The sequence below is a fragment of the Mesorhizobium sp. genome, assembly GCF_965229135.1.
Taxonomy (GTDB): domain Bacteria; phylum Pseudomonadota; class Alphaproteobacteria; order Rhizobiales; family Rhizobiaceae; genus Mesorhizobium.
The window spans coordinates 4,530,001-4,545,203 of sequence record NZ_OZ245860.1; the positions used below are offsets into that span (position 1 = coordinate 4,530,001).

At 61.5% G+C, this 15,203-nt stretch carries 12 protein-coding genes, 1 tRNA gene and 2 rRNA genes (1 of these 15 running past the window's edge); 6 read left to right on the forward strand and 9 right to left on the reverse strand.

Translation table 11 applies throughout. From position 1 onward, the window contains the following. From ACO07C_RS21635 to ACO07C_RS21645, 3 genes are all read left to right on the forward strand, one after another. Positions 1-1,432: ribosomal RNA gene (locus tag ACO07C_RS21635) — 23S ribosomal RNA — on the forward strand; it begins 1,379 nt to the left of the window's first position. Positions 1,433-1,587: 155 nt separating this feature from the next. Beyond that, positions 1,588-1,702, forward strand: a 5S ribosomal RNA gene (rrf, locus tag ACO07C_RS21640). A gap of 182 nt (positions 1,703-1,884) precedes the next feature. Continuing rightward, positions 1,885-1,961 (forward strand) — tRNA-Met (locus ACO07C_RS21645). Between the two features lie 247 nt (positions 1,962-2,208). On the opposite strand, the gene ACO07C_RS21650 is transcribed toward ACO07C_RS21645, so the two are convergent. The 6 genes from ACO07C_RS21650 to ACO07C_RS21675 form a co-directional block, all read right to left on the reverse strand. Further along, a complete protein-coding gene (locus tag ACO07C_RS21650) occupies positions 2,209-3,006 on the reverse strand; it encodes a hypothetical protein (protein ID WP_421916188.1) in 798 nt (265 codons plus the stop codon). 104 nt (positions 3,007-3,110) lie between these two features. Next, positions 3,111-3,887: an ATP-binding cassette domain-containing protein gene (locus tag ACO07C_RS21655; protein WP_421916189.1), complete on the reverse strand. Its 777-nt coding sequence runs from the start codon at positions 3,885-3,887 to the stop codon at positions 3,111-3,113. Continuing rightward, entirely contained in the window at positions 3,884-4,684 is an 801-nt protein-coding gene (locus tag ACO07C_RS21660; RefSeq protein WP_421916190.1) for an ABC transporter ATP-binding protein, read from the reverse strand. The genes ACO07C_RS21655 and ACO07C_RS21660 overlap by 4 nt, the downstream gene beginning before the upstream one ends. Further along, positions 4,681-5,511: an ABC transporter permease gene (locus ACO07C_RS21665; protein WP_421916191.1), complete on the reverse strand. Its 831-nt coding sequence runs from the start codon at positions 5,509-5,511 to the stop codon at positions 4,681-4,683. Before ACO07C_RS21665 ends, ACO07C_RS21660 begins: the two co-directional genes overlap by 4 nt. Beyond that, positions 5,508-6,494, reverse strand: coding sequence for an ABC transporter permease (locus ACO07C_RS21670; RefSeq protein ID WP_421916192.1), 987 nt, complete (start codon positions 6,492-6,494; stop codon positions 5,508-5,510). The genes ACO07C_RS21665 and ACO07C_RS21670 overlap by 4 nt, the downstream gene beginning before the upstream one ends. A gap of 350 nt (positions 6,495-6,844) precedes the next feature. After that, entirely contained in the window at positions 6,845-8,455 is a 1,611-nt protein-coding gene (locus ACO07C_RS21675; RefSeq protein WP_421916193.1) for an ABC transporter substrate-binding protein, read from the reverse strand. A 367-nt stretch (positions 8,456-8,822) separates the two neighbouring features. Here ACO07C_RS21675 and ACO07C_RS21680 point away from each other — a divergent pair, with 367 nt between their 5' ends. Then, positions 8,823-10,013, forward strand: a complete 1,191-nt coding sequence (locus ACO07C_RS21680) for a M24 family metallopeptidase (protein WP_421916194.1) — start codon at positions 8,823-8,825, stop codon at positions 10,011-10,013. Positions 10,014-10,200: 187 nt separating this feature from the next. Here ACO07C_RS21680 and ACO07C_RS21685 read toward each other — a convergent pair whose 3' ends face one another. The 3 genes from ACO07C_RS21685 to ACO07C_RS21695 are packed head-to-tail and all read right to left on the reverse strand — an operon-like array spanning position 10,201 to position 12,698. Beyond that, on the reverse strand, positions 10,201-10,620 hold the full coding sequence (locus ACO07C_RS21685) for a cupin domain-containing protein (protein WP_421916195.1): 420 nt from the start codon (positions 10,618-10,620) through the stop codon (positions 10,201-10,203). Positions 10,621-10,624: 4 nt separating this feature from the next. After that, positions 10,625-11,491, reverse strand: coding sequence for a phosphoenolpyruvate hydrolase family protein (locus ACO07C_RS21690; RefSeq protein WP_421916196.1), 867 nt, complete (start codon positions 11,489-11,491; stop codon positions 10,625-10,627). A gap of 10 nt (positions 11,492-11,501) precedes the next feature. Beyond that, positions 11,502-12,698: a Tm-1-like ATP-binding domain-containing protein gene (locus ACO07C_RS21695; RefSeq protein WP_421916197.1), complete on the reverse strand. Its 1,197-nt coding sequence runs from the start codon at positions 12,696-12,698 to the stop codon at positions 11,502-11,504. Between the two features lie 139 nt (positions 12,699-12,837). Between ACO07C_RS21695 and ACO07C_RS21700 the strand changes: the two genes are divergently transcribed. Together ACO07C_RS21700 and ACO07C_RS21705 are read left to right on the forward strand one after the other, a co-directional pair. Then, on the forward strand, positions 12,838-13,470 hold the full coding sequence (locus ACO07C_RS21700) for a TetR/AcrR family transcriptional regulator (protein WP_421916198.1): 633 nt from the start codon (positions 12,838-12,840) through the stop codon (positions 13,468-13,470). 394 nt (positions 13,471-13,864) lie between these two features. After that, on the forward strand, positions 13,865-15,181 hold the full coding sequence (locus ACO07C_RS21705; RefSeq protein ID WP_421916199.1) for an ABC transporter substrate-binding protein: 1,317 nt from the start codon (positions 13,865-13,867) through the stop codon (positions 15,179-15,181). Positions 15,182-15,203: the final 22 nt, after the last annotated feature.

The window sequence follows — 15,203 nt, forward strand, 5'->3', positions numbered from 1 at the left end:
TAATCTGAGCAGGGTTAGCCGGCCCCTAAGACGAGGCGGAAACGCGTAGTCGATGGGAACCACGTTAATATTCGTGGGCTTGGAGGTAGTGACGGATCATTGAGGTAGTCCAATCTTATCGGATTGAACGGGCTGCTGCGTGGTTCCAGGAAATAGCTCCTCCTTATAAACCGTACCCGAAACCGACACTGGTGGTCTGGTAGAGTATACCAAGGCGCTTGAGAGAACTATGCTGAAGGAACTCGGCAAATTGCACGCGTAACTTCGGAAGAAGCGTGACCCTTTTCCACGCAAGTGGAGGAGGGTGGCACAGACCAGGGGGTAGCGACTGTTTATCAAAAACACAGGGCTCTGCGAAGTCGCAAGACGACGTATAGGGTCTGACGCCTGCCCGGTGCTGGAAGGTTAAGAGGAGGGGTGCAAGCTCTGAATCGAAGCCCCAGTAAACGGCGGCCGTAACTATAACGGTCCTAAGGTAGCGAAATTCCTTGTCGGGTAAGTTCCGACCTGCACGAATGGCGTAACGACTTCCCCGCTGTCTCCAGCATAGACTCAGTGAAATTGAATTCCCCGTGAAGATGCGGGGTTCCTGCGGTTAGACGGAAAGACCCCGTGCACCTTTACTATAGCTTTACATTGGCATTCGTAGTGGCATGTGTAGGATAGGTGGTAGGCTTTGAAACCTGGGCGCCAGCTCAGGTGGAGCCACCCTTGAAATACCACCCTTATTACTATGGATGTCTAACCGCGGCCCGTTATCCGGGTCCGGGACAATGTATGGTGGGTAGTTTGACTGGGGCGGTCGCCTCCTAAAGAGTAACGGAGGCGCGCGATGGTGGGCTCAGAACGGTCGGAAATCGTTCGCTGAGTGCAATGGCATAAGCCTGCCTGACTGCGAGACTGACAAGTCGAGCAGAGACGAAAGTCGGTCATAGTGATCCGGTGGTCCCGCGTGGAAGGGCCATCGCTCAACGGATAAAAGGTACGCCGGGGATAACAGGCTGATGACCCCCAAGAGTCCATATCGACGGGGTTGTTTGGCACCTCGATGTCGACTCATCGCATCCTGGGGCTGGAGCAGGTCCCAAGGGTATGGCTGTTCGCCATTTAAAGCGGTACGTGAGTTGGGTTCAGAACGTCGTGAGACAGTTCGGTCCCTATCTGCCGTGGGTGTAGGAATATTGAAAGGATCTGTCCCTAGTACGAGAGGACCGGGATGGACGGATCTCTGGTGGACCTGTTGTGGCGCCAGCCGCATAGCAGGGTAGCTATATCCGGACGGGATAACCGCTGAAGGCATCTAAGCGGGAAACCCACCTTAAAACGAGTATTCCCTGAGAACCGTGGAAGACGACCACGTTGATAGGCCGGGTGTGGAAGAGCGGCAACGCTTGAAGCTTACCGGTACTAATAGTTCGATCGGCTTGATCGTTCTCATTCCTTATGCTCACCAACTCCCGTCAGGGAGCGTGAAAAAAGCACAACAAAGACCAGCGAAACGCTCCGAGAAAGCACAAGATAGGCATCGCCTGTCCTCTGCCTCGCTGCCTTCGCTCAAAGCTTCTCGAATAACGTGCGTTTTGCCGACCTGGTGGTTATGGCGGAGCGGCTGCACCCGATCCCATTCCGAACTCGGCCGTGAAACGCTCCAGCGCTGATGGTACTTCGTCTCAAGACGCGGGAGAGTAGGTCGCTGCCAGGTCTGCTAAACGCACGTTCAATCAAACATCGCATAAGCGATGATTAAATCTTCTCAATACAAGGCCCGCCAACGGGAAACCTCGGGCCGCCATAAGCGGCCCTTTCCATTGGCAAAAAAAATATGCCAAATCGCAAAACGCGATCGGCAGGTCGCCAAATCGCTACCGCGATTGGCGGAGGTGGCGCGGGGTGGAGCAGCCCGGTAGCTCGTCAGGCTCATAACCTGAAGGTCACAGGTTCAAATCCTGTCCCCGCAACCAACCTCTTCCATTTCCCAGCTTCTCGATCTAACCCACTATCGACAACGGAACAGTCGTTGGCTTGGCGCGACGCGGATTTGCGTTGCCGTCGGCGCGAAAAGCTTCGAATTCCTGTAGCCATAGACGAAACCCCGGCCGCATCACTGCGCCGGGGTTTTTGTGCATGGTGACCAGGCAGAGTCACATTGACAATGTAAGTTCTTTCTTACGCTATCGGCCATTGCGCGGCGCGGCGAAGGTTCGAAAATCAGGCCGCCTTTTCCTCCGACACGCCGGCTGAAGCCAGCCGCGCCAGGGCTTCCAGCACACTGACGCGCCTGTAGGACTCCGTCGCCAGCCCGTCTTGCCTGAGTGCCTCGCGGCGCGCCTCGACGAAGGCCCGCTGTTCCAGCGTGATGTCATGCTCCCGCTTGCGCAGCCACTCCTGGTAGGAGGTGTCGAGTTCCTTGACCGGCTTTGCCGCGGTCGAAACCGAAGCCGGCCTGCTGTCGGTGTAGCGTGGTCTCAACGCGCTGTTGGGATTGTATTCGGTCCGACGGTCCTTGCCGGCGATGACCAGGTCGGGATTGGCGACCCGGCCCGAGGGGCTATAGACGAATGCCGAGGCGATGCGGTCGAGCGCTGCATCCACTTCCTTCGGGCGATGCACGACATCCCGCTGCGGCCGGTCGGGAACAGCCAGCCGGGTGATGCCGCGATCGTTGATGGCGTCCAGCACTTCACGGTGATCGATCGAGGTGATGACCTCGCGGCGCGCCGGCCAGAAATCATAGGGCGCATGCGCGCCATAGCCCTTGCCGATATGGAAGGCGTAGATTTCCGGATAGACGGTGAGCGCGGTGCGGCGGCTCGGCTTGACGTCATAGAAGGCGGTCATGGCGATCTGCAGCAGATGCGTCGCGCCGATGCCGCCAAGGGCGTCGTCGATGACAAGCCCGAACCTGTCATGCGCGTTCCAGCCTGGCAGCGCCTGCGCGATCGACGCGGGCTTTCCATCAATCGTGACGTCGAACATGTCTGCTTTCAGCAACGTCATCACATGCATTGGGACATTTCCTTCAACGAGGCGCTCATATTGGATCACGATTCGCGGCCGGTCTATCAAAACAGGCCGCTATTGGCATGTCACCAGATTGGTGACGGGACTTACTATTCGGTCTGCCTGTTCAGTCTTGGTGCCGCCGCCACCAGCGCCTTGCCAACCGCCGATTGCGGGGCGTCGATGACGGCACGCGCATCGCCGCTTTCGACTATCTTGCCGGCGTCGAGGATGACGACGCGATGGGAGACGGCGCGGATGACGCCAAGATCATGCGAGATGAACAGATAGGCGAGGCTTTCCTCGCGCTGCAGATCGAGGAGCAGTTGCAGGATCTGTCCGCGAACCGAGACGTCCAGCGCGGAAACCGCCTCATCGAGCACGATCAGCGATGGCTTTGTCGCGATGGCGCGGGCGATGGCGACGCGTTGCCGCTGGCCGCCCGAGATTTCATGGATGGCGCGCCCGGCAAGGGCGCTGCTCAATCCGACACGCTCCAGCAGGGCGGCGATGCGGTGCGGACGATCGCTGCGTGATGCGATGCCGTGGATGCGCAATGGATCGTCCAGCACTCGGGCGACGGTGGCGCGAGGGTTCAAGGCCGCGAGCGGATCCTGGAACACCATCTGCAGGCGTGCGCGCCGGACGCGCAGCGCTGCGCCATTCAGGGCCAACAGATCGTCTCCCTCGAATTCGATGCGGCCGGCATCGGGCTCGATCAGCCGCAGCACCAGCCGTGCGATCGTCGACTTGCCACTGCCGGAAGGACCGGCCAATGCCAGCGTCTCGCCGGGCTCGATGTGGAACGTCACATCGTCCACGGCTGCGAGCGTCTTGCCGCCCCGGCGGTATCGCTTGGCGAGGTTGGAAACCGTAAGCGGGCTCATCTGGTGTGCCCAAGAGAATGTCGGCCAAGCAGCGGCTCGGCATCGAGGCCGATATGAGCGTCGAGTAGCGCGCGCGTATAGGCTTGCCTTGGGGTTTCGACGATCTGTGCCGTCGCGCCGCATTCGACGAGCTCGCCATGACGGAAGACGGCGATCCGCTCGGCAAGCTCCGCCGCCAGCGCGATGTCGTGGCTGATGAACACCAGCGTCATGCCGTCCTCTGCAACGAGCTGCCGGATCAGCGCTACGATCTCCGCCTGGACGATCGTGTCGAGCGCGCTGGTCGCCTCGTCGGCGATCAGCAATTTCGGCCCGGCGGCGATAGCGGCGGCAATTGCCACGCGCTGTTTCTGGCCGCCGGACAGCTGATGCGGGAAGGCGTCCAAGGCCGAGTCCGGGTCCGGCAGGCGGACGCGTTCGAGCAGGGTTCTGGCTTTCGCGTAGGCCTGCCGCCATGTGAGGCCGAGATGCGTGCGCACGACTTCGGCGATCTGTTTGCCGACCGGCATCACCGGATCGAGGCTGCCAGACGGGTCCTGGAAGACGAAGCCGATGTCGCGGCCGGGAATGGGAGCGTGATCAAGGCCCGGCCGGTCGATCCGTCCGCTGATCGACGACGCCGGCAGCAGCCCGGCAATGGCCAGCGCCAGCGTGCTCTTGCCCGAACCGCTTTCGCCGATGATTGCCAGACGCTCGCTCGCAGCAATATCAAGATTGATGCTCCTCAGCGCTGCCACCTCGCTGCCATCGCGGCGGTAATTCACCGTCAGGTCGCGGATGGAGAGCAGCGTTGTCACGACAGCCCCCGTCGCACTGCCGTCGTCTCGACGATGCCTTCACCGGCGAGGTAGACACCGAGCACCGTCAAGACCAGCGCCACGCCTGGAATGATCGACAGGAAGGGTGCGGTGCGCAGCACGGCGCGGCCCTCGGCGATCATGCCGCCCCAGGTCACGAGGTTGGGATCGCCCAGGCCGAGAAACGACAACGCCGCTTCGGTGAGGATCGCGGCGGCGACGATCACCGACGACAGCGCCAGCACCGGCGGCAAGGCATTGGGCAGCACCTCGCGAAAGGCGATCTCCAGCGGATGCATGCCGATGACGCGGGCGCCGGCGACGAAATCGCGTTCGCGAATGGAGAGCACTTCGGCACGCGCCACGCGCGCAGGGCCAGTCCAGGCCCCCAATGCGATCGCGGTGACGACGACGGCGAGCGACGGCCCGACGACGCTGACGAATGCCAAGGCAAGAAGGAAGCTCGGCACGGTCTGGAAAGCATCGGTGATGCGCATCAGCACCTCGTCGACAAGGCCGCCGGCAAAGCCCGCCAGCGTGCCGATCACCGTGCCGATGAACAGGGAAGCGGCCGCCGCCGCCAGTCCTACCGCCAGCGAGGTTCGGGCGCCGTGGAACAGTTCTGCCAGCACATTGCGGCCGAGCCGGTCAGTGCCGAGTGGCAGGGACCAGTCCTGAAATGGCGGCAGCAGCGCCGGGCCGGCAAGGGCCTGGGGGTCGCCGGGAAAGACCAGCGATGCAGACAGCGCCATGGCGAAGAGCGCTGCCAGGATGATCGCCCCGGCGATTGCCTCGGGCGTGCGCAGGAAGCGTCGGATGGGGCTCATCCGCTGGCCTCGCTGGCGCCGACGCGCGGGTCGAGGAAGGCGTAGGCGATGTCGACGACAAGGTTGATGATGACGACGAGGACGGCGCTGACGAGGATAATGCCGAGCAGTAACGGGGTATCGCGAGAGGCCACCGCTTCCTGCGCCAGCCGGCCAAGGCCGGGTACGGAAAAGACGCTCTCGATGACGACGCTGCCGCCCAGCATCTGCGCCGATTGCAGCCCGAGCATGGTGACCAGCGGCAACAGAGCATTGCGCGCGACATGGGCGAGCACGATGCGGCGGCGCGAAAGGCCCCTGGCACGGGCCGCGAGGACAAAATCCAGCCGCCAGACCTCGGCCATGCCGGCGCGCATCATGCGTAGGTAAAGCGCCAGATAAATGAAGCCGAGTGCTGACACAGGTAGGACAAGGTGAACGGCGATGTCGGCGGCGCGTTCTAGACCGGTCTTGGACGATGCCAGGCTCTCGATACCGCCGATCGGCAACCAGCGCAGGTCCACGGCAAAGACGACGATCAGCACCAGGCCGAGCCAGAAACCAGGCACCGCATAGAGTGCCAGCGAACCGATCGACAGGAGACGGTCGCGGGCGCTGCCGGGTTTTGCGCCGGCGTAGATGCCGAGCGCCGAACCGAGGCCAAAAGAAAGCGCGGTGGAACTGGCCATGAGCAGCAGCGTGTTGGGCAGGCGTTCGAGTATGACGTCGCGGATCGGTCGGTTGAAAGTGACGGACTGGCCGAGATCGAGATGCAAGAGCGCCCAGAGATAGTTCGCCAGCCGCGTCAGCTCAGACTGGTCCAGGCCCCATCGATGGCGCAGCAGTTCGATCATGCCGGCGTCGCCGCCGGTCGAGACCATGTAGGCGTCGACTGCGTCACCGGGTGCGGCTTCTAGCAACAGGAAGGTGCCTATGATGACGATCAGCAGCACGAAGATACTGCCGACGAGACGACGGCGGAGCAGAGTGAGGGCGCGGGTCATGGGAGAGGGACGCCGCTCTCAAGCATCTGAGGTCGCGCTTTACAGCGCCCCCCTCTGTCCTGCCGGACATCTCCCCCACACGGGGGGGCGGCAGCTTCGGCACTGGCTGCGGTTCTGCAGCGCTGGAGATTAGCGACGGCGATCGTGACGGCAAATCTCCCCTCTCGTGGGGGGTAAGGAGTAGTCCGCGAAGCGGACGGAAAGCCAACTGCTTGGCTTTCCGAATGACGAACGCCCGAAGCGACAGCGAAGGGCTGGGTCCGGCATGACAGAGGGGGGCGCGAAGGAACTCTCATCGCTGATGATGAGCACTCGCCCAAACGATGCGCAAGCATCCCGTGAGGATCTTGTCAGCCCGCCAGATACGTGTCCGCCCAGTTCGACACCGCCCAGCGCGGATTGTTGGCGATGTTGCCCACCGTGTCGCGGGCGACGCTGATAAAGCTCCATTCGGCGACGTTGATCAGCGGCAGGTCGGCGGCAACCTCTTTCTGGAATTCCTTGTAGAGCTCCGTGCGAGCTGATGTGTCGAGCGTCTCGGAGGCCTTGGCGATCAGAGCGTCGAGCGCGTCGTTCTTGTAGCCGCCCTGGTTGGAGAAAGGCACGCCATCGGGAATGCCGCTCTGCACGAGGATGGTGGTCGAGATCGCAGGGTCGCCGCGGAACACCGGTGGCCCGACCGCGAGGTCGAAGGCGTGGTCGGTGTAGACGGCCTTGATGTGGGCGGCCGAGTCATTGTTGACGAGCTGCGCGTCGATGCCGATGGCGGCGAGCGCCTGGCGCAGATAGTCGCCGAACTGCTTGGTTTCGTTGAAATAGGGAGCCGGCAAAAGTTTCAGGGTAAAGCGGTTGCCGTCCGGGCCTTTCTTGTAGCCGGCCTCGTCGAGCAAGGCGTTGGCCTTGGCGACGTCGAAGGCATAGGTCGGGACATCAGCGGTGTAGAATTGCGGATCGTTCTTCGGCACCGGGCCGGTGGCGGTCGCGGCGTAACCGAGGAACACCGTCTTAACGACGAAATCCTTGTCGATGGCATGGGCGATCGCCTGGCGAACTTTCAGATCGGCCAGTTCCTTGCGCCGGTGGTTGATTTCGACGACCAGCTGATAGGTCAGGCCCTCATAACCTTTGCTGATCACCTTCAGGCCCGGCACCTTGGAGATGCGGTCGAGGTCGGCCAGCGGCACGGCGGAGAAGGCCGCGAGCTGAATCTCTTCAGCCTCGAGCGCGCTTGCCGCCGAGGTGCGGTCCGGCAGCACCTGGTAGATGATCTCGTCGAGATAGGGCTCGTCCTTGCCCCAATAGTCGGTGTTTTTCGTCAGCCGGTAGTACTGGCCGGCCTTGTACTCGCCGAATTTGAAGGGGCCGGTGCCGATCGGGGCGTTGTTGGCGGGGTTGTCCTCGATCTTGCCCACTTCGTAAATGTGCTTTGGCACCACGCTGCTCAGTGCCGGCAAGGCGTTGCGGATGAGCTGGAACGGCGTCGGCTTGGCGAATTTGAAGATGGCTGTGAGGTCGTCCGGCGTGTCAACGGCGGTGAGATCCTTGAACACGGTGCGGCCGAGATTTTGCAACGGCTTCCAGATCCGCAGCGCCGAGAAGGCGACATCGGCGGAGGTGAACGGCTTGCCGTCATGCCATTTGACACCTTCGCGCAGCTTGAAGGTCGCCGACAGGCCATCGGCGGCGCCCTCCCAACTGACGGCGAGGCGTGGGTCGAGCCCGTCCTTCCCGGTGAACGATGCTTCGGCCAGCGTCTCGACGATCTTGCTGGAGATGAAGAACACGCCGTTGGAGGCGACGATCGCGGGGTTAAGGTTGCGCGGCTCTGAATCGGCGGCGAGCACAAGACGGCCACCCTTCTTCGGCGTCTGCGCCCAGCCGAGGGTCGGCATGGCGGTTGAGGCCAGCAGCATGGCCGAACCCACAAGCACCTTACGGCGCGAAATCCGGAACTCCGACATCAACCCAACTCCCCCTCTATCGGCCGCAACAGGCGACGTATCATCCACGGATGACTCCTGGGCGCATCCATGCGGAGCTGATTATGAACTTTGCCGAAGCTTTCGCCAGAGACGGAATTGGCGCATCCTGACTTGGCTTTGAAATTTTCGTTCGGTGGACCAGTTCAGAGGCAGCGGGCCAATCCGGGTAATCTGGTAGGACCAGATTTCCAGAATATATGCCCAATGGCGGCTTTGTGACTAAGCTGGTGGCGCCACTCGTCCATTTCTGGCTGGACCAGTATAGGCAAAATGATGCAGATTTGACCACAGCCAAGGGATCAGGAGTAGAACAGCCCGCGATCCCAGCCAATTTAGGGAGAGAGAGATGAACATTGCTCCGGGCAAGAATGCCGTCAGCACGATCCCGTTCGATCAGGCAAGGGTCGATGCTTTGATGGAGGAGGCCGGTATCGATGTGCTGCTCGCCACTTCCAAGCACAACACGCAATATCTGCTGGGCGGCTACAAGTTCATCTTCTTCGCCGCCATGGATGCGATCGGCCACAGCCGCTACCTGCCGATCGTCGTCTACGAAAAGGGCGGTCCGGACCATGCCGCCTATATCGGCAATCGCATGGAGGGCGGCGAGCATCAGAACAATCCGTTCTGGACGCCGACCCTGCATGCCGCCTGCTGGGGCACGCTCGACGCCGCCAATCTGGCTGTCGAGCATCTGGAAAAGATCGGCAAGGGCGCTGCCCGCATCGGCATCGAGCCGGGCTTTCTGCCCTCGGATGCCTATACGCTGATCCGCAAGGCATTGCCCGACGCCAAGCTGATCGATGCCACCGACATGCTGGAACGCATGCGTGCGATCAAGACCGACGCGGAACTGGAGAAGCTACGCATCGCTTCCGAGCTGATAACCGATTCCATGCTGGCGACCATTGCCTGGGCGCGCGAAGGCACGACCAAGAGCGAGATCATCGAGCACCTGCGGCGCGAGGAAACCAATCGCGGCGTGCACTTCGAATATTGCCTGCTGACGCTGGGCGCCAGCCACAACCGCGCCACCTCGCCTCAGGCGTGGCAAAGGGGCGAGGTGCTGTCGATCGATTCAGGTGGCAATTATCACGGCTATATCGGCGACCTCTGCCGGATGGGCATCCTGGGCGAGCCGGACGCCGAACTGGAAGATCTGCTGGCCGAGGTCGAGACCGTGCAGCAGGCGGCGTTCTCCAAGGTCAGCGCGGGTACGCTGGGCGGCGACATGATCTCTCATGCGGAGGGCGTGCTGAAGAAATCCAAGATTGCTGCCTACACGGATTTCTTCGCCCATGGCATGGGGCTGATCACGCATGAGGCGCCGTTCCTGATGACCAACCATCCGGTGACCTATGAAGGCACCTATGCGGCCAAACCGCTGGAAAAGAACATGGTGCTGTCGGTAGAGACGACCATGCTTCACCCGACGCGCGGCTTCATCAAGCTCGAGGACACGCTGGCGGTCACCGAGGGCGGCTATGTGATGTTTGGCGATCGGGGTCGAGGCTGGAACAGGGGTGGGGTGGCCTGATCTGGATGAAGGTCGGCGCTGCCCCTCATCCGCCTGCCGGCACCTTCTCCCCGTAGAACGGGGAGAAGGAAGCAGCTGCAGCGCTGCCAACTGGCGAAATCGCAGATGACAGCGTCTTTCTCCCCGTCACTATACGGGGAGAAATGTCCGGCAGGACAATGAGGGGCGGCGCTACCCTGGAATGAGTTTACAACAGCCCAGCAGGGATCAACCTGAAATCCGGCAGTTCCCGCAAGCCCAGCTCGGGCCCCGCCGGCGAATACACGACGAACAGCTGCATTGGCCCGTCGCCCGTATTCAACGTCGAGTGAAAACGGCTTTCCGGCACATAGATGGTGCAGCCGGGGCCGACCTTCTCGACCACCGGGTTGCCTTGTTCGTCCTCGACCATCTGTTCGCCATGGCCGGAGATGACGAAGATGATTTCCTCGGCGCCTGGATGGTTGTGGCGGGTGTGGCCCTTGCCGGAGGGGAGGTCGACGACGCCACCGGAAAAGCGGCTGGCGCCGTTCACTTCCGGAGCCACCGTCAGCGAGAGTTTCCCCCAGTCGAAACCGAAGGCGCTGACGTCCTTCGGATAGACAAACACCCTGCTTGTGTCGGCCATCGTCTCATCCCTTCTTTTTCTTGGGCGTGGTCTTCTGGGCACTAAGTGTCACGGCCTTGAAATCCGCAGTCTGCCTTGCGATCGCGGCCTCCGCCGGCAACCGTTCCATCGAGCTCGCGCCATAGAAGCCGTGCAGGCCCTTGCAGCGGTCGAGGATGTAGCGGGCGTCGTCCGGCATCGAAATCGGACCGCCGTGGCAAAGCAGGATGACATCCTTGCGCACCGAGCGCGCGGCATTGGCGATGGCGTCGATCTCGACAACGCAGTCGTCAAGCGACTTGGCTGACGTCGCGCCGATCGAGCCGCCTGTCGTCACGCCCATATGGGCGACGACGATGTCGGCGCCGGCTTTTGTCATGGCGCGTGCCTCGTCGGGATTGAACACATAGGGAGTGGTCAACAGGTCGAGCTTGTGCGCCTCGGCGATCATGTCGACCTCGAGCCCGAAGCCCATGCCTGTCTCCTCGAAACTGCGCCGCATGTTGCCGTCGAACAGGCCGATGGTGGGGAAGTTCTGCACGCCCGAAAAGCCCATCGTCTTCAGTTCGGCCAGAAGCAGCGGCATGATGATGAAGGGATCGGTGCCGTTGACGCCGGCCAGGACCGGCGTCTTCTTGACCACCGGCAACACCTCGTAGGCCATCTCCTTGACGATCTCGTTGGCATTGCCATAGGCGAGCAGACCGGCGGCCGAGCCGCGCCCGGCCATGCGGTAGCGGCCGGAATTGTAGATGATGATGAGGTCGATGCCGCCGGCTTCCTCGGCCTTTGCCGACAGGCCGGTGCCGGCGCCGCCGCCGACTATCGGCAGGCCCTTGTCGATCATTCCCCTGAATTTCTTCAGTATGTCCTTGCGCGGTATGGCTGGCATGTCTGGGATCTCACTGTCTGGCGATGTCGAGGAAGGCTGATGTCGCGGCCTTGGCGAATTCGGGGTCGTTGATGTGAAGGGGCAGGCGGGTCACCCGGCGGGTTGCGTTTGGCCGGATCGTCCGCTCGATGGCTTCGAAGAGAACCGTGTCGGCCTCAGGATCGAAGAACGCGCCACCTTCGATGTCGAGCGCCGAGACGCCTTTCTCAGGGATCAGGAAATGTATCGGGCCCTCGCAAAGGCTGAGCCTTGCGCCGATCCACTCACCGATCCGCCGGCATTCGTCGGCCGTGGTGCGCATCAGCGTGACGTTGGGATTGTGCTCGTAGAACAGGCGTCCGCGGTAGTGCTCCGGAATGGTCGAAGGCGCCCAGAAATTGACCATGTCGAGTGCGCCGACGGAGCCGACATAGGGCAGGCCGGTGCGGGCAATGGCGCCGAAACGATCTTCCGTAGCGGGCAGCACGCCGCCGAACAGCAGGTCGCAGACCTCGGTGGTGGTGATGTCGATGATGCCGGACAAGAGGCCGCTGTCTGCCAGCTTTTCCATGCTTCGGCCGCCGGTGCCGGTGGCGTGGAAGACCATGCAGTCATAGGTCGAACGAAGCTGATCGGCGATGGCGGTCACGCAAGGCGTGGTGACGCCGAACATGGTGAGGCCGATCGACGGTTTGCCGTCCGGCGGTGGCGCCGGCCTCGCCGCCATGCCGGATATGGCTTGGGCGGCATTGTGCAGCACGACCCGGGACAACTGGTTGAGCCCGGCCATGTCGGTGACCGAGGGCATCATGATGATGTCGGAGACGTCGACATAAGGCGCCGTATCGCCCGACGCGAGCGTCGATACCATGATCTTGGGCAGGCCGAGAGGCATGGCGCGCATGCCCGACGTGATGATCGAGGTGCCGCCGCCACCGCCAATGCCTATGATGCCCGCTATGTCGTTTCGCGATTGGACGAAGTGGGCAAAGGCGATGCCCATTGCGGCCACAGAGGTGCCCCGGTCATTGCTGCCGAGAACCGCATCGGCGCCCTCGGGATGATGCGCCGCAACTTCACCTGCCGTCACATCGACGGGGACTGTCGCGCCACGTGTTCCGACGTTGATCCGGCAAACGGCAGCGCCGGCGGCGGTGATCGCATCGGCCAGGAAGGCGAGTTCCTCGCCCTTGGTATCGGCGGTACCTACCGCATAGACGCGTTTCATGCGAGCGCTACCCTGCTGGCAGGCTCGGCCGTGGCACTGTCGGGAGCTTGAGAACCGAGTACCCCTTGGAGGGTCAACGTAGCCACTCCTACAAAAGGGCTGCCATTGCAAATTTTTGAGACATGCGTATCATATTGATATGGGCATCTCACGTCAACAAGCCGTAACAGATGATTCAGAGCGCGGACCCCGCGCGCGGACAAAACGGTTGATGCTGGAGACAGCAACGAGGCTGATGCAGGCTGGTGTCACGCCCTCGGTCAGCGAGGTTGCCGAGGCGGCGGAGGTTTCTCGCGCCACGGCCTATCGCTATTTCCCCAGTCAGGCGGCGCTTGTGCAGGCCGTGGTCGACGAAGGGCTTGGTCCGATCCTCACCTGGCAATCCAGTTCGGCAGACCCCGGGCGCCGGGTGGCGGACCTGTTCGACGCCGCCATGCCGCGCATCGAAGCCTTCGAGGCGACGTTCAAGGCGGCCCTGAAATTGTCCCTCGACCAATGGGCCCGGCGCCAGGCAGGCACGCTGGGAGGCGAGCCCGCCTTCACGCGCGGTCACCGTATCGCGTTGCTGAAGGATGCGCTCGCGCCGCTCGAGAACAGCTTGCCACCGGACGAATTCAGTCGCCTGGCGCAGGCGCTTTCGCTGATCTTCGGCGTGGAAGTGCTTGTCGTGCTGAAGGATATCTGGGGGTTGGACAGTCGCGAGACGATGTCAGTCGCTCAATGGGCGGCCGGGGCGCTGGTGCGCGCGGCCATCGCGGACTCAGAGACCTAAGGCGAGGACGCCGAACCGTCGAAAGATTAGAAATAGCATCTATCTGGTTCGACCAGATTTCTCTTCTGTCCACTGACTTTAGCTGCGATGCGGCGGTCAGGGCAAGGCATTCATGTATCAATCAGTAGGAAAATGAAGGTAAAACAGCGAGATATCGCTGTTTTCGTGCCGTTCGGCGTTGGTGCGCCGGTCAAGAAACAGCTTGACGTCAGCATCAAATTGGTAATACCAGATCAGATAAGAAAAAGCGGATCGAAAGTGAAAAGCTGCGATCCATTTCCGGCCGGGCGAGGAGGCCCAAACCGGAAGGCGCGATCATGGGAGGAACTACCTGGGCCGGCTCCGTTGCCGGTTCGCTCGACACGGTAGAATGCGCACAAGGGAGGAAATGAATATGCGCAAGTTTGTGACCAGCTTGCTTGCTGGTATTGGCTTAACGCTTGCCTGCGGAACGTCCGTCTACGCGCAGGACAAGGAGCTCACCATCTTCTGGGCGGAATGGGATCCTGCCAATTATCTTCAGGAACTTGTCAACGATTACACGGCCGAGACCGGCGTCAAGGTTACGATCGAGACAACGCCTTGGCCCGATTTCCAGACCAAGACATTCGCCGAGCTGAACGCTCACGGCGATGCGTACGATCTGATCGTCGGCGACTCCCAGTGGCTGGGGGTCGGCTCGGAGCAGGGGCACTGGGTCGATCTCACGGACTTCTTCAACAAACATAAGCTCAAGGACGTTTTCCTGCCCGCAACCCTTGCCTATGGCGAGTATCCGCTGAAGAGCAACAAGTTCTGGGCGATTCCCCTCGAAGGCGACGTCAACGGCTGGTCCTACCGCAAGGATTGGTTCGAGGATCCTACCGAGAAAGCGAACTTCAAGGCCAAGTACGGCTATGAGCTTGGTGTGCCGAAGGACCAGAAGGCGCTGCATGATATCGCCGAGTTCTTCACGCGACCCGACAAGAACCGCTACGGCATCGCGCTCTACACCGACAATTCCTACGACGCGGTCGCCATGGGAACCGAGCAGACGATCTTCTCCTACGGCGGCAGTCTCGGCGAGTACGATACCTACAAGATCAACGGCGTCGTGAACTCGAAGGAGTCGATTGCAGGCCTGCAGGCCTATCACGACCTCTTCAAGTTCACTCCGCCCGGATGGAACAAGTCGTTCTTTCTCGAGAACAATCAGGCCATAACCTCTGGCCTGGCGGCGATGAGCATGAACTTCTTCGCCTTCTTCCCTGCCCTCGCCAATCCGGCCACCAATCCGCATGCCGCGGACACGGGATTCTTTGCCAATCCCCCGGGGCCGACAGGCGTCCATGTCGCCGCGCTGGGCGGGCAGGGCATTTCGGTGGTCTCTTATTCGAAGAAGCAGGAAGAGGCGATGAAGTTCCTTGAATGGTTCGTCAAGGATGAGACCCAGCTGAAGTGGGCGAAACTCGGCGGCTATACCTGCTCAAAGGCGGTGCTCGAATCCGCGGAGTTCCAGAACGCCACGCCTTACAACAAGGCCTTCTATGACTCGATGAAGATCGTCAGGGACTTCTGGACGCCGCCTGAATATGCCGAGTTGCTGACCCAGTTCAACGACAACGTCTATCCCTTCGTCGTCAACAACAAGGGAACGGCGGAGGAAGCCATGAACGGCGTCATCAAGGATTGGACCGCGACCTTCAAGAAGTACAATCGCCCAGTCCACTAGGCCCATGTGCTCGTTTCGAGGG

Excerpts from the sequence above, each read along its gene's own strand:
- ACO07C_RS21680 (WP_421916194.1), top strand. The coding sequence starts at position 8,823 with ATGAACATTGCTCCGGGCAAGAATGCCGTCAGCACGATCCCGTTCGAT.
- ACO07C_RS21675 (WP_421916193.1), bottom strand. The coding sequence starts at position 8,455 with ATGTCGGAGTTCCGGATTTCGCGCCGTAAGGTGCTTGTGGGTTCGGCC.
- ACO07C_RS21705 (WP_421916199.1), top strand. The coding sequence starts at position 13,865 with ATGCGCAAGTTTGTGACCAGCTTGCTTGCTGGTATTGGCTTAACGCTT.
- ACO07C_RS21655 (WP_421916189.1), bottom strand. The coding sequence starts at position 3,887 with ATGAGCCCGCTTACGGTTTCCAACCTCGCCAAGCGATACCGCCGGGGC.
- ACO07C_RS21650 (WP_421916188.1), bottom strand. The coding sequence starts at position 3,006 with ATGCATGTGATGACGTTGCTGAAAGCAGACATGTTCGACGTCACGATT.
- ACO07C_RS21695 (WP_421916197.1), bottom strand. The coding sequence starts at position 12,698 with ATGAAACGCGTCTATGCGGTAGGTACCGCCGATACCAAGGGCGAGGAA.
- ACO07C_RS21700 (WP_421916198.1), top strand. The coding sequence starts at position 12,838 with ATGGGCATCTCACGTCAACAAGCCGTAACAGATGATTCAGAGCGCGGA.
- ACO07C_RS21670 (WP_421916192.1), bottom strand. The coding sequence starts at position 6,494 with ATGACCCGCGCCCTCACTCTGCTCCGCCGTCGTCTCGTCGGCAGTATC.
- ACO07C_RS21665 (WP_421916191.1), bottom strand. The coding sequence starts at position 5,511 with ATGAGCCCCATCCGACGCTTCCTGCGCACGCCCGAGGCAATCGCCGGG.
- ACO07C_RS21685 (WP_421916195.1), bottom strand. The coding sequence starts at position 10,620 with ATGGCCGACACAAGCAGGGTGTTTGTCTATCCGAAGGACGTCAGCGCC.
- ACO07C_RS21690 (WP_421916196.1), bottom strand. The coding sequence starts at position 11,491 with ATGCCAGCCATACCGCGCAAGGACATACTGAAGAAATTCAGGGGAATG.